This is a genomic window from Halosaccharopolyspora lacisalsi (assembly GCF_014137975.1).
GTDB lineage: Bacteria > Actinomycetota > Actinomycetes > Mycobacteriales > Pseudonocardiaceae > Halosaccharopolyspora > Halosaccharopolyspora lacisalsi.
This window is the reverse complement of record NZ_JACGWZ010000008.1, coordinates 193319-207259: the sequence shown is the minus strand read 5'-3', so window position 1 is coordinate 207259 and position 13941 is coordinate 193319. Positions and strand designations below refer to the sequence as shown.

Sequence of the window (13941 nt, the reverse complement as noted above, 5' to 3'; positions counted from 1 at the left end):
CGCGGTCAGGGGGATTCGGTGCCCGTGGCCGTCAGTGGGACCTCCCAGGTGACGGTGCTGCCGCTGTCCGGGGAGGAGTCGACGGTGAACCGGCCTCCGGCCGCGACCGCGCGTTCCTCCATGTTGCGCAGCCCGCGCTTGCTGACGTCCCGGGGGATGCCGCAGCCGTCGTCGACGACCTGCAGCAGCAGCCCCGTCGCCGAGCGGCGCACCCGCACCAGCACCGTCCGCGCCCCGGAATGACGCACCACATTGGACAGCGCTTCGCGCAGAGCGGCGCGAGCGTGATCGGCGACCGAGACGGGAACGCCCGACAGGTCGCCCTCGATCTCCAGTTTGGGCGGTCGTCCCAGCAGCTCCCCGGCGATGTGGACCTCGGAGCGCATCGAGTCGGTCAGGTCCGGTGCGTGTTCGGGGGTCTCCGGATCGGCCGACTGCAGCGCCCGCACGGTGGCCCGCACTTCGGCGATGGTCTGGTCGATCTGGTCCATGGTCTCGGACAGCCGGGCGGCGTCGGCCGCCTCCAACTGCCCGGAAAGCCGTCTGTCCAGCACGTTCAGTTGCGTGCCGGCGCCGTAGAGCCGCTGCACGATGACGTCGTGCAGGTCGCGCGCGATGCGCTCGCGCTCCTGGTACACGGCGATCCGCTGGCGTGCGGTCGATCCCTCGGCGAGCACCAGCGCCAACCCCGCGTGCGCGGCGAAGGACGTCAGCACGTCCACGGCCACGCGGGCGAACGTGCTCGCGCCGCGCCTGCGGTAGACGGCGAGCGCGCCGAGTCGACGCTCGCGGGTGCCGAAGGGGGCGACGGCGAACGGGCCGTAGACCCGAAGCGAGGAGGGCACGTAGGGCGCGGTCAGCGGGTCGTCGATGAGGTCGTCGACGACGACGGGCACACCGCTGCGAGCCACCCGTGCCGCCGCGGAGCGCGGCGAGAGCACGGAGCCGACCGGGTCCTCCAGCGGCCCCGGTGACGTGGGACCGCCGTAGGCGGCCTCCACGGTGAGCTGGCCGTCGCCGTTCTGGACCGTGACCACCCCGAGGTCGGACTCGGTGAGCTCGGCGGCGCGGCGTACGACGAGCGGGAGGACGGCGTCGGGGTCCTCCCCGGAGAGAGCGGCCTTGGTGATCTCTGTGGACGCCGCGAGCATGCGCCTGGCGAGCGTGGAATCCATGACGTACCCAAGGTTATAGCTCTGCGGGCGGGTCAGTCGGTGTCCCGGACGAATGTCACAGCGAGTCACGTCGTCATCGCCGACTTCGTTCGGTCCCGGACGACACCGACCTCGCCGTTTTCGACGCGCAGCACGAGATCGGCGTGCTCGGCCTCGGACCAGCGGTGGGTCACGTGCACCACGGTCTTGCCCGCGAGGGCTTCGGACAGGCGTGGCAGCAGCGCTTCGGAGGTCTCCACGTCGAGATGCGCGGTCGGCTCGTCGAGCAGCACCAGCCCGGCCTCGGCCACGAGCAGTGACCTCGCCAGCGCCAAGCGCTGGGCCTCACCCCCAGACAGGGTGGTGCCACCGGTGCCGACCTGAGTGCCCAGCCGGTCCCGCCACTCCGCCAGCCCGGCCAGCCGCAGCGCTTCGCGGAACCGCTCGTCGTCGGCCGTCGGCGCCGCGATCCGCAGGTTCTCCCGGACGGTCGTGGACACCAACTGCGGTTCCTGCGGGCACCACGTCACGTCCCGCGGGGCGGTCGCGGTGCCATTCTCGGGACGCAGGAACCCGAGCAGCACCGCCAACAGCGTGGACTTGCCGCCTCCGGAGGGCCCCACGACCGCGACGTGCGCGGCCTCCGGCACGCGCACCGACGCTCCGCGCAGGGCCGGCTCCGCCGACCCCGGCCACCGCGCGTCCACGCCGTCGAGCTCGACCTCGCCGCCGCACGGCTCCGCCGTGGCGCGCTCGGTCGAGCCCTCCGCCGTTAGCAGCGGCGTCAGCCGCGCCTGCGCTCCGCGCAGCGAGCGCCACTGCTGCGCAGCGGAGGGGAACTCCGCGACGGCTTCCGCCGCCGCGAGCGGTACGAGCGCGAGCAGCGGTGCGAGCTCGGGGGCGAGGCGGCCTTCGGTCACCGCCAACGCCCCGAGCCAGGTGCCGCCCAGCACGGCGACGCCGGTGGCGATGGTGACCACGGCTGTGGCCGCGCCCGCGCCCGCTGCCGCTCGCCGCGCGCGGGAGGCCAGCTCGGCGTCGGTGGTGGCGAGCTCGGACCGGCGCGACCGTGCGGCGCCGAAGGCGATGAGCTCGGCCGAGGCGTCGAGGAGCCCGAGGACCCCGGCGGCGACGTCGCGGCGTCCCTCCGCCACGGCTGCCGTGGCTCTGCGCTCCACGGCGACCGCGACGGCGGGTCCGAGCGTGGCCGCCGCGAGCAGCGTCACCGCCAGCAGCAGTCCCGCCGAGGGCAGCACGATCGCCTGGAGCACGACGGCGCCGACGGCCACCGCGCCTCCGACCATCGGCGGTACGAGCACCCGTGGTACGAGGTCGCGGACAGTGTCGGCGTCGTCGACGAGCCGGGCGACGCCGTCGCCGCGGCGGAGCCCGGCGGTGCGCACGGGCCCCAAGCGCGCGAGCGCGTCCCACAGGCGTCGCCGGAGGTCCCCGGCGAGCCGGAAGGCGGCGTCGTGGGTGACGAGCCGTTCGACGTAGCGCAGTACCGCGCGCGACAGCGCGAAGGTACGCACGCTCACGGTGGCCACCGTCAGCGTCAGCACCGGTGGTTGCTGGGAGGCGCGGGAGATCAGCCACGCGGAGGTGGCCGTGAGCGCGACGCCGGACAGCAGCGACAGCGCGCCGAGACCGACGCCGCCGAGCGAGCGGAGCGTGACGAGGTCACGGAGTCGTCCGGCCGCGGGCGGGAACTCGTCTCGCGGGTCGTTCGCGGGCGGCTCCGTCCGGGCCGGTTCGTCGCCCTGCTCGCCGGGGCGGTGGCTGGCCAGCACGACCACCGCACCGGCATCGGCGGCACGCCTGATCGCGGCGGTGACCTGCCCGGCGGTCGCGGGATCCAGATGCGCGGTCGGCTCGTCGAGCAGCAGGATTCTGGCGTCACCGCGCAGCCGAAGCAGCGCGCGCGCCACGGCGACGCGTTGTCGCTCCCCGGTGGAGAGCCCGTCGACGCGGCGCTCGAGCAGGTGCCCGGCCGCCGTCTCGGTGAGCGCTTCGCGCACGGCGGATCCCGGTAGCTCCGGTTGGTCGGAGAGGGCCACGGTCAGCTCGTCGGCGACCGTTCCACCGGTGAACACGGGACGCTGCGGCACCCACGCGATCGACCGCCGCCACGCTGCCGGGTCGAAGTCGCTGACCGCGGTGTCGGCGTAGTGCACCGTGCCCGCGTCCGGTTCGACGAACCCGAGCAGCGCCGCGAAGGTGGTCGACTTGCCGCTGCCGCTGGGCCCGATCCCGTCGAAGCCGTCCAGCCGCAGGATCTCGCCGGGTCGGGCGGTGCAGCTCAGCCCGTCCGGGGCGTGGCCACCACGCCGCGCCACTCGCAGGTTCTCCACCCGCAGCGCGCCCTCGGGCGGGACGGGGGCTCCGCCCGGTTCGCCGGTGTGCACGGCGCGTATCTCGTCGACGCGGCGGACGGCTTCGAGACCGTCCTCGCTGGCGTGGTGGGCGGCACCGGCCGCCCGCAGCGGCAGGTAGCACTCCGGGGCCAGCACCAGCACCAGGAGACCGGTGAACAGGTCGAGCTCGCCGGAGACCAGGCGCAGCCCGATCTCCACGGCCACCAGCGCCACCGACAGCGACGAGCACAGCTCCAGCACCAGCGCGGACAGGAACGCGATCTTCAGCGTGGAGCCGGTGGTGCGGCGGTGCTCCTCGCTGACCCGCCGTACCGCCTCGCCCTGCGACCGCGCGCGGCCGAACGCGGTGAGCACCGGCAGCGCGCGGATCAGTTCCAGCAGGTGTCCGGACAGCCGCCGCAGCGCCTCGGCCGACCGCGCCGTGCGACTTTCGGTGAAGCGCCCCACCAGCCACGCGAACAACGGGATCAGCGGGACGGTGATCACGATGACCAGGGCCGAGGTCCAGTCGGAGTACAGGATCCACGCGCCGACGATCGGCGGCACGATCGTGGCCGTGACCAGCGCGGGCAGGTACCTGGTGAAGTAGGCGTCCAGCGCGTCCAGTCCCCTGGTCGCGAGGGTGGTCAGCTCGGCCGGACCGTGCCGGTGGATCCACTCGGGGCCGCGCTGCAGCGAGGCGTCCAGCAGCAGCGCGCGCAGCTCCTCCTTGGCGCCCGCGGCGGCGCGGGCGGAAACGCTTTCGGTCGCCCAGCCCAGTACCGCGCGAGCGGCGACCGCCGACACGAGCACACCCAGCCACCCCGAGATTCCGGAGGGCCCGGTCCCGTCGGTGACCACCGCGGACAACGCACCTGCCAGCGCGGTGGCCTGCGCGACCAACGCGACCGCGTTGCCCACGGCCAGTAGCGCCGCGAGCAGCAGCGCCCGACGCGCCGAGGACGACAGGTACGGCAGTGCTCCGAGGGGATTTCGGGCTCCGAGCGGGCTGCGGGTTCCCGGCGAGATCCGTGAGCTCAATGCGCACCACCCGGTGACGGCGCGTGCACCGGTGGAATGTGGGCGGTGCTGATGCGCTTGCGGAACACCCAGTACGTCCAGCCCTGGTAGACCATCACCGCGGGAGTGCCGAACGCGGCGACCCAGCTGACCACCATGAGCGTGTACGGGCTCGACGCGGTTTCGGCCACCGACAGCGACCACGCCGGGTTCAGGGTGGACGGAAGCACGTTCGGCCACAGCGCGCCGAAGAGGGTCACCACCACCGCGGCCAGCGCGACGCCCTGGAGCGCGAAGGCCTGACCGTCGCGCCACCTCCCCTGACGCGCCAGACCGGCCAGCGCGGCGACCAGGGCGACCACCAGCGGCACCCACGTCCACGTCGTGCCCTCCCGCAGCTGGGCCAGCAACATCAGGGCCGCCAGCGGCAGCAGCAGCACCGGGCCGTAGCGCAGGGCGAGTCCCCGGGAGCGTTCGCGGATCTCGCCCTCGGTCTTCAGCGACAGGAACGCGGCGCCGTGCAGCAGGGAGAAGCCGAGGACGGCCAACGCGCCGATGACGTTCGGCAGGGTCAGGATGACCAGCGGACTGCCGACGCGGTCGCCGCCCGCGTCCAGCGGCAGCCCGAACACGGTCGCCGACAGCACCAGCCCGATCATCAGCGGTGACACCCAGGAGGCGAGCACGATGACGGCGTCCCAGGTGCGGCGCCAGCGCGGGCTGTCCACCTTGCCCCGGTACTCGAAGGCCACGCCGCGGCCGATGAGCATCAGCAGCAGCACCGTGAACGGCAGGTAGGCCGTGCTCAGCAGTGAGGCGTACCAGCCGGGGAAGGCGGCGAACATGGAGCCGACGGCCACGATCACCCACACCTCGTTGCCGTCCCACACCGGGCCGATCGTGTTGATCAGCACCCGGCGCTGCTCCTCCCCGCGCCCGAGGACCGGCAGCAGCATCCCGACGCCGAAGTCGAAGCCCTCCAGGAACAGGTATCCCAGCCACAGCAGGGCGATGACGCAGAACCAGAAGGTCTGAAGTTCCATCTACGATCCCCTCAGTAGGCGAAGGACAGGACGTCGGAGTCCTCGTCGTCCTCGTCGGGTTCGGGAGGCATCACGGCCTCGACGCCGCCGCGCGCGAAGCGCACCATCAGGAAGATCTCCACGACGGCCAGTACGGCGTAGACCGAGGTCAGCGCGATCAGCGAGGTGAGCATCTCGCCGGGGGAGACGCCGGGGGAGACCGCCTGGGCGGTGAACATCCACACCTTGTCGTCGCTGCTCGGGTTGGGTGCCACCACGAAGGGTTGTCGTCCCAGCTCGGTGAACACCCAGCCGAAGATGTTGCCGAGGAACGGCGTGGCGATGTTGGCGATCGCCACCGGCCCCCACCAGCGGCCCTCCGGGAACCGACCCCCGCGGGTGAACCACAGCACCGCCGCCGCGGAGGCCGCCGCCACGGCGCCGAATCCGATCATGAACCGGAAACCCCAGTACGTGGCGGGCAGGTTCGGCGTGTACTTGATCGGCGCGCCGGCGAACTCGCCCAGCCGCGGGTCATCGGGCAGGTGGGTGCCGTACTTCTGCTGGTACTCGGGCACCAGCTCCTGCACGCCCTCGACCTCGCTGGTGAAGTCGCCGTTGGCGAGGTAGGACAGGACGTAGGGCACCGTGAAGCTCTTGACGCTCTCGCAGTCCGGCTGGCTCACGTCGCCGTAGGCGAAGATCGAGAAGCTGGCCGGCTGCTCGGTGTGGCACAGCGCTTCGGCCGAGGCCATCTTCATCGGCTGCTGCTGGAACATCAGCTTGCCCTGGAAGTCCCCGGAGATCGCCAGTCCGGCGAAGGCCACCACGCCGACCCAGGCGCCCAGGCGCATGCTCTTGTGCCAGAGCTTGCGGTCCTCGTCGTCTCCAGCGGGCCTGCTCGCGGAGTCCGCCATCGATTTCGGCTCGGACTCGGTCGCACGGCGTTGCCGGTCCTTCTTCCACACCTTCCAGCCGCCGATGCCCATGAGGAAGGTTCCGGCCACGGCGAAGCACCCGAAGACGGTGTGCGGGAACGCCGCGAGCACGGTGCTGTTGGTCAGCACCGCCCAGATCGAGGTGAGCTGGGGTTTGCCGTCAACCATCTCGACGCCGACCGGGTGCTGCATCCAGGAGTTCGCGGCCAGGATGAAGTAGGCCGAGGCCACCGTGGCCAGTGAGAACGCCCAGGCGCAGGCCAGGTGCACGCCCTTGGACAGCCGCTCCCAGCCGAAGATCCACAGTCCCAGGAAGGTCGACTCGACGAAGAAGGCCACGATGCCCTCCATCGCCAGCGGAGCCCCGAAGACGTCACCGACGAACCGGGAGTACTGGCTCCAGGCCATCCCGAACTGGAACTCCTGGACGATGCCGGTCACCACGCCCATCGCGAAGTTGACCAGCATGAGCTTGCCCCAGAACTTGGTCATCTTCAGGTAGCGGGTGTTTCCGGTGCGGTACCACGCGGTCTGCATCCCGGCGACCAGGATCGCCAGTCCGATCGTCAGCGGCACCATCAGAAAGTGGTAGACCGTCGTGATCCCGAACTGCCAACGGGCGATGTCGAGCAACTCCACGGGCACCATGCTGCCCGGCGGGGGAGTCGACGATCAGGGAATTCCGTCCCCGTCCGACGGGACCGCCGTCCCGAATCGAGCGGGACTTTCGTCCCGGAGAGTGAGCACCGGTGAGTGAGCACCGGTGAGTGAGCACCGGCGGCTGGAAGCCGACGAGTGAACGCCGCCACTTCCCCGTAGTTGTACCAATCGCACGGACGTTACGAAAGAGCCACGAACGCTGTGGATGAACGACACGTCTGTGGACACCCGAGCTCGTAGGTTTCCCGGTTTCGCGCGAAACCGGGAAACCACCACAGTGGGACGACGGGTTACTCGTTCCCGCGCGGCGCCCGGGTCACCTCCAGTTCCCGGACACCGGCGCGGCCCTCGCCCCCGGAGTCGGTGACCTCGACCCGGACGTAGCGGGCCACGCGGGGGTGCTGGGCCTTCGGCGGCACCTCGGTGAAGTGCTTACCGTCGACCGAGGTCAGCAGGCGCGACGCGGCCGGTGCGGTGTCCGTCCACTGTGTCGCGATGTCGGTGATCCGCCGCGCTGAGCCCAGGTCGACCGTCAGCGAGCTCGTCGCAGCCTCGGGCACCCAACTCGTGGCGGTGCTGCCGTCGACAGCGGCCATGGCGTAGCGGCCCGGACGCACGCTGTCGGCTTCGGCCGTCTCGCACCGCGCGACGTTCGAGGTCGGTGCGAGATCCGGCCTGCGCGTCTTGAGCGTCAGCGGCGAATCCTGACTCACCAGGTGTTCGCCGTCCGGTGCGCGCACGGTGAAGGGCTCGCCGGAGCGCAGCGTCACCGTGGTCGAGTGCGGACCGATGTGCACGTCGAACGCCCGGCCCCGCCAGTGCATCTCGTTCAGCTCGACGCCCCCGGGCAGCTGCGGCGGCAGCATCGGGTCGAGCTCGACCCCGTCGGCCCGCAGCCGCAGACCGGGCAGGCCGTGGGTGAACACCTGCATGAAGCCGCCACCACCGGTGAGGAAGTTCAACGCGGGCGCTCCGGCGCCCTCCCCGGCCTGCTCCCCGCGCGCCTCCGAGAACTGGGCGAACGGCTCGCGCATGAAGGGCTGAACCGAACGGTGCAGGTAGGTGTTGGTGACGCAGCCCGGTTGACCGTTGGCCGCGGCGTCGATGGCGTGGATGGCGTCGGTCATCGCGGGACCGTCCGGGTCGGTGCGCGGCGCGTAGTACTCCAGCGTGTTCGAGGCGATCTTCGACGACATCGGCCATTCGAGCGGGTACTGCAACAGCACCGTGTCGGCCTGCTTGATCTCGCCGCCCTGGTAGCCCGCGTACTGCTGGAACACCTGCTCGTCCTCGTCGAAGGGGATGCGCAGGTCGTCGGCGATCTCGCCCCACTTCGCCGGTGCCGGCTCCCCGAGCAGCTCGGCGGCCTCGGTCGCGCGGCGCAGCGCGGTGGCCGCCACGGCGTTGGTGAACACCCCGTCGTCGACACCGTTGCTGTACTCGTCGGGTCCGGCGACGTCGTTGATCGAGTAACTGCCGTCCGGATTGGGCGTGACCCGCCCGGCCCAGTACTCGGCGACGTTGCGCAGCACCGGCCAACCGCTTTCCCGCAGCCACTCCCGGTCACCGGTGGCCAGGTAGTACTGCCAGGTCGCGAAGGCGATGTCGCCCTGGAGGTGGTTCTGGGTCCGGCAGTGCGGCGGGTCCCAGCTGTGGCAGTCCGACCACAGGTTGCCGTCGTCGGCACTGGTCCACGGGTAGAACGAGCCCCGCGCCCCGATCCTCTCGGCGTTGACCTTCGCCCGCTCCAGCGTCCGCTCGCGGTAGTCCACGATGGACTTCGCCAGGTCGGGATGCTGCAGCAGCAGACTCGGCATGATCCACAGCTCGGCGTCCCAGAAGATCAGCCCCGCGTAGTTGTCGCTGCTCAGCCCCGCGGGAGCCACGCTGTGGTCCTGCCCCTCGCGCACGCTGGACAGCACCGCGTACTTGGCGCCGCGCAGCCACTTCTGCATCCGCGGCTCGCCGGGGACGCGGATGTTGCTCTCCCACAGCCGCTGCCACCGCTCGGCGTGCTCGGCGAACATGTCGTCCCAGCCGCGCTCGGCCGCCCGCTTCGAGGCCTTCACGGCCGCGGCGCGGTGCTCGGGAGTGCTCACCGAGGTGTTCACGCCGACGTACTTGCTGAACTCGTAGGTCCGTCCACGCCGCGCCGTGAAGCTCAGGCTCTGCTCGGCGGTGAGGCCGTCGATCCGCTGGGATCGGTCGAGTCCGGCGGTGTTCGTCCCGTCCTCGGCCCGCAGCGTGGAGGCCACGGTCCCCGTCTCGCCGACACCGTTGGTCTCGAAACCGACCCGAACGGTGTCGCCGTCGGTGCCGCCACCCGTGGGATGCATCCGTCGCGCTCCGGCACCGTCGATGAGTCCGGTGACCGTGGCCCGGCCCCGCCAGTGCGGCGTCATCCGCACCCGGACCGCGCCGACGTGCGGGTGCGCCCGGTCGGCCACCACCTCGTAGACCAGATCGGTGGATCTGCCCTTGGGAGTGGTCCAGGTCAACGAGGTGCGCAGCACGCCGCAGCGCACGTTCAGCGTCTGGTGGTAGTTCGAGATCCGTCCGCGGGGCGTCCGCGGCGTGTAGCTCGATCCGCCCGTGGCCACGGTCAGGGTCGACCACGTGGGGATGGCGGCGTAGGAGTTGAGCTTCTCGTCCGACTGGGACGCCGGTCCGTCGGCGTAGAGCCCGGCGACGAAAGCCCCGTCGTAGCGCGGGGTCTCGAGGGGAAAACCCGTCTTTTCGCCGGTGGCCACGTACCCCGTGCCGCGCGGGGGGACGCGCTGGGAGAGGTATCCGTTGCCGACGAAACCGTGGCGCGTGTAGGTGGGGTCGAGCTTGTCGGTCGACATCTCCCAGGAGGTTCCGGTGCCGCACCCGCGGACGGGATCGCGTGGGGGAGCGGTGGTCGCCGGCGCCGGAGCCACGGTCGCGGTGGCCGCGAGCAGCGCGCCGCTGAGCACACCACCGAGGCGTATCGCCGAAATCCCCATGATCCACCTTCGTCCAGAAGCCGGTTCGGTGATGGTAGAGCCAAGCGTCTGAATCCTGCTTCAGTCAAGGGTGGGTCGCCAGTCGGGCACTTTCCGGTGCGCGGTCCGATGTGGTGGGTGATCAGGGGTTTCGCGCAAAGTTGGGAGATCCCGATTTCGCGCGAAACCGGAAAACCTCACCCGGACGGACTAGCTGTACGAGGCGACCGTGCGACTGGTCATGTGAGATGCCACAGCGAGGCCCACTGCTGGGCGGTGAGATCCTTGGGCAATGCCTGCGGTGACACGTGGTTCCCGTGCAGCCACTCGCGCAGCGTGCCGCGGTCGAGGCGTCCGGTTCGGGCCAAGATCTCACGCAGACCGTGTCCGCGCCCGGTGAAGACCTCGCGGACGAGCCGCTGGTAGGACGTGCGATCCGAGACGAGCGGACGGGCCCGACGCGTCATGGTCAGCAGCCCCCCGTCCACGGTCGGGACCGGGCGGAACGACCGGGCGGGCACGCGGGCGTGCAGCGTGAACTCGTACCAGGGCCACCAGCTCGCGGTCAGCATGCTCGCACCCCCCACGCCGGCTCGTCGCCGGGCCACTTCCCACTGCACCAGCAGGACCGCGGTCTGCCAATGCTGTGCGGCCAGGATGCGTTTCAGCGCTGCGGTGGTGAGGTGGAACGGCAGGTTGCCCACCAGCACGTGTGGGGAGCGCGGAAACCGGTACCGCAACATGTCGGCGTTGACGACCGCGACGTGCTCCGGTGTGCGCCGCTGCAGTCGCCGGGCGCGCTTCGGATCGATCTCGACCGCGGTCAGGCAGCGTCCCGAGCGACTCAACGGCACCGTCAGCGCGCCGTCACCCGGACCGATCTCCACGATCGGTCCGTCAGTTCGGGCGACCAGTTCCTCGATCGTGCTGATCATCGAACGGTCGACGAGGAAGTTCTGGCCGAGTTCGCGTGGTCCACCCCCAGCGGAAGAAGGCATGAGCGTGCTCCGAGAGGAAAGAACCGGAGCCGGGCAGCAGGAAGGCGCCGCACCGGCGGTGGCCCGATGTGCGGCGGAGCTGAGAAGAGGTGAGGTCAGCCCGCCGCTAGGAGCGGCGGATCCTCACGTAAAACGCGGCACTCATGCTGATACCCATCAGCCGAGGATCCTGGCAGCGAGGCCGGACGACCAACGCAGCCGACCTGCGCCCCGGACACACTGCCTGCGAACAGCGTCACGACCCGCGACAGCTAGCGCAGTGCCTCGGCGACGGCGCCGGCGGTTTCGAGCAGCAGCGGCCCGATCTCCTCCTCCGGTGGGGGATCCATCGCCACGACACCCACACTGGCGCGCAGTCCCGGAACTCCGCGCACCGGCGCGGCGATGCCGTGAACGCCCGACCGCGCTTCGTCGGTGTCGGAGACCCAGGACGAGCCGTACTCCGGCAGGTCGAGGGCATGTCCCGCCGCCCCTTGCCGGATCGGGTGACGCGTTCCCACGCGGTAGGAAACGTGGTACTTCGTCCACGACGGCTCGACGGCGGCGACGGCCTGTGCCTCGTCGCCGTCGGCCACCGTCAGGTGCGCGGTGGCCCCGACCCGCTCGGCCAGCTCCCGCAGTGCGGGCAGCGAGGCGAAGCGCAACTGCGGCAGCACACGTCCGGACAGCCACAGCACACCGAGCCCCAGTCGCACTTTGGACCCGTCCCGGCGAATCAGTCCGCGACTCTGCAACGGCCCCAGCAGCCGATACACGGCCGCGCGGCTGACGCCGACCGCGGTGGCGAGGTCGCTGATGGTGGGAGCCTCGCTGTCGGCGTCGGCCACGGCGCGCAGCAGGTTCAGCCCGCGTTCCAGCGTCAGCGAGCTCTCCTTCGTCGGGGCGGCCTCACGCCCCTCCGGCGAACCGGAGGGGCGGGCGATGTCGGACGAGTTCATCCGTCCGGCTCGCGGACCGTCGAGGCTGTCGAGCTCACAGCAGTTCCAGATCGATGAGCGCGTTGATGGGATCGTTCGGCGAACACGCGCCGTAGGAGGCAAAGACGCTGCGTACAGCCTTGGCCGCATCCTCGGAGAACGCCCCGGCCTCCTCCGCCAACGCGTCACGGTCGGTACTGGCCAGCGCGGCGCGCACGTCCTGTCCGGACAGTGAGCGTCCCGTGGCCACCAGCAGATTGAGGAAACCGTGGTGGACGAATCCGGTCTCCGGGTCGGTGTGGCGTACCGGGTGGGGCATCCCCGAGGTGGTCTTGAACGGCACGGGCAGGGTGCACGCCACCGTCAGGAACTCGGCCACCACGTCGATGCTGGGGAAGGACTCGGCCGTCGGCCCGCCGGAACTGAGTTTGGGCCAGCACCCGTACTCGGCCACCTGCCGGACCCCGTCGAGCCATCCCTCGCCGCGCCGGGGCTCCACGACGCGGATGACGTCCTCGGGAACGAACTCCGAGACCCGTTCCAACCACACCTCGTCCACGTCGGAGGGTGCGGGCATCTCGACCATTCGCAGGTCGAGCAGTTCCTGGCGTCCCTCGATGATCGACAGTGCCTTGGGAACCCCTCCGAGTCCGTTGTCGCAGACCAGGGACAGCGGGACCGGTTCGGCCGGTTTCGCCTTGGCCAGCTCGGTGATCAGCTCGGCCAGCCGGGACGCCTGGCACAGCAGCGGCCCCAGCACCCCGGCGTACTCGCCGGCACGTACCCGCAGGTGTTCGTCGACCGCCTGGGGAACGGGAGCGTTACCCGGTGGGAACAACGAGGCGTCGTCGACCAGTCGGGCGAACAGGGGTGGGATGCCGCGCGGTCCGGGCGCGCGGAGCTCTACAGCACTTGACACGACCGACACGCTAATGCCGTACCGGCCAGTGAACAAAAGCGTCCGCCAAGCGAACACGCCTCACGTCGCTGCCCACCGAAGACGATCACTGTGCCTGCTCCCGCTCGCCGCGATTACCTGGTATGACGGAAGTCGATCCGGCGACTTTTCCTGTCCGGGCATTTAAGTTAGGCTAGCCTAACCAGGAGGTGAGCGATGGCAGAGCCGACGACCCGTCGACCGGCCACCCCGGGCCCGGCGGAACGAGCCAGAACGATCGCCGCGCGGGGTGGTCGGGCCGCACTGCTGCCGTCGAGCGACACCTCCGCCAGAGTGGCGCCGCTGCTGCACCACGTGCGTCCCGACGGGGGCGCCACCGTGCTGCTGGACGACGCGCACCCGCTCGTGGCCTCGGTGTGGCAGGCTCCGCGGGGGGAGTTCGGCGCCATGCTGGAGCTCGCCGATCCCACTCCGGTGCGGCTGCGCGAGCCCGTGCGCGGGCTGCTGTGGCTGACCGGGTGGTTGCGGGTGCTCGAAGCCGACGAGGCCAGGACCGAGGTGCTCGAAGTCGCCGAGCAGCGGCCGGACACGCGGCTGCTGGACGCCGGGCACGGAGCGACGGTGCTGCGGCTGGAGTCGGTCTCGCTCGTGGTGGCCGATGCCGAGGGGACGTGCTCGGTGAGCCTCACCGACTTCGGGGCGGCGCGGCCGGACCCGTTCCACCAGCGCGAGGACACGTGGCTGCGTCACCTGGAGCTGTCGCACCGCGACGTCGTCGGACTGCTCGCGCGTCACCTTCCCGAGGAGTTGCGCGGGGGACACATCCGGCCGCTCGGGCTGGATCGCTACGGGCTGCGGCTGAGGGTGGAGTCCGCGGACGGTGATCACGACGTGCGGCTGGCCTTCTCCGGCCCGGTCGCCGACTCCGAGGCGCTCGGGCGCGAACTACGACACCTCGTCGGCTGCCCGTTCCTGGCCGCCCAGCGCCAGGGGTAGCGGGAGGCAGCGGCCCCC

At 71.1% G+C, this 13941-nt stretch carries 9 protein-coding genes; 1 reads left to right on the top strand and 8 read right to left on the bottom strand.

Annotation, left to right across the window (positions count from 1 at the left end):
- Positions 1–5: 5 nt before the first annotated feature.
- The 8 genes from FHX42_RS23870 to FHX42_RS23835 form a co-directional block, all read right to left on the bottom strand.
- Entirely contained in the window at positions 6–1175 is a 1170-nt protein-coding gene (locus tag FHX42_RS23870; protein WP_182546700.1) for a GAF domain-containing sensor histidine kinase, read from the bottom strand.
- 65 nt (positions 1176–1240) lie between these two features.
- Entirely contained in the window at positions 1241–4549 is a 3309-nt protein-coding gene (cydD, locus tag FHX42_RS23865; protein ID WP_235987846.1) for a thiol reductant ABC exporter subunit CydD, read from the bottom strand.
- Entirely contained in the window at positions 4546–5571 is a 1026-nt protein-coding gene (gene cydB, locus FHX42_RS23860; RefSeq protein ID WP_182546699.1) for a cytochrome d ubiquinol oxidase subunit II, read from the bottom strand. Before cydB ends, cydD begins: the two co-directional genes overlap by 4 nt.
- 11 nt (positions 5572–5582) lie before the next feature.
- A complete protein-coding gene (locus FHX42_RS23855) occupies positions 5583–7127 on the bottom strand; it encodes a cytochrome ubiquinol oxidase subunit I (protein ID WP_182546698.1) in 1545 nt (514 codons plus the stop codon).
- Between the two features lie 311 nt (positions 7128–7438).
- On the bottom strand, positions 7439–10135 hold the full coding sequence (locus FHX42_RS23850) for a glycosyl hydrolase family 65 protein (protein ID WP_182546697.1): 2697 nt from the start codon (positions 10133–10135) through the stop codon (positions 7439–7441).
- A gap of 218 nt (positions 10136–10353) precedes the next feature.
- Complete coding sequence (gene erm, locus FHX42_RS23845) at positions 10354–11112, bottom strand: 23S ribosomal RNA methyltransferase Erm (protein WP_182546696.1); 759 nt, start codon at positions 11110–11112, stop codon at positions 10354–10356.
- Positions 11113–11363: 251 nt separating this feature from the next.
- Positions 11364–12050, bottom strand: a complete 687-nt coding sequence (locus tag FHX42_RS23840) for an IclR family transcriptional regulator (RefSeq protein ID WP_182546695.1) — start codon at positions 12048–12050, stop codon at positions 11364–11366.
- A gap of 34 nt (positions 12051–12084) precedes the next feature.
- Complete coding sequence (locus FHX42_RS23835; RefSeq protein WP_328796705.1) at positions 12085–12948, bottom strand: hypothetical protein; 864 nt, start codon at positions 12946–12948, stop codon at positions 12085–12087.
- A 195-nt stretch (positions 12949–13143) separates the two neighbouring features.
- Here FHX42_RS23835 and FHX42_RS23830 point away from each other — a divergent pair, with 195 nt between their 5' ends.
- Positions 13144–13923 (top strand): DUF2470 domain-containing protein, encoded by a 780-nt coding sequence (locus FHX42_RS23830; protein WP_182546694.1) that lies wholly within the window; start codon positions 13144–13146, stop codon positions 13921–13923.
- Positions 13924–13941 lie beyond the last annotated feature (18 nt).

Bases quoted from the DNA above. Each gene is read 5' to 3' on its own strand.
- FHX42_RS23870 (WP_182546700.1), bottom strand. From the start codon at position 1,175: ATGGATTCCACGCTCGCCAGGCGCATGCTCGCGGCGTCCACAGAGATC.
- FHX42_RS23840 (WP_182546695.1), bottom strand. From the start codon at position 12,050: ATGAACTCGTCCGACATCGCCCGCCCCTCCGGTTCGCCGGAGGGGCGT.
- FHX42_RS23830 (WP_182546694.1), top strand. From the start codon at position 13,144: ATGGCAGAGCCGACGACCCGTCGACCGGCCACCCCGGGCCCGGCGGAA.
- cydB (WP_182546699.1), bottom strand. From the start codon at position 5,571: ATGGAACTTCAGACCTTCTGGTTCTGCGTCATCGCCCTGCTGTGGCTG.
- FHX42_RS23850 (WP_182546697.1), bottom strand. From the start codon at position 10,135: ATGGGGATTTCGGCGATACGCCTCGGTGGTGTGCTCAGCGGCGCGCTG.
- erm (WP_182546696.1), bottom strand. From the start codon at position 11,112: ATGCCTTCTTCCGCTGGGGGTGGACCACGCGAACTCGGCCAGAACTTC.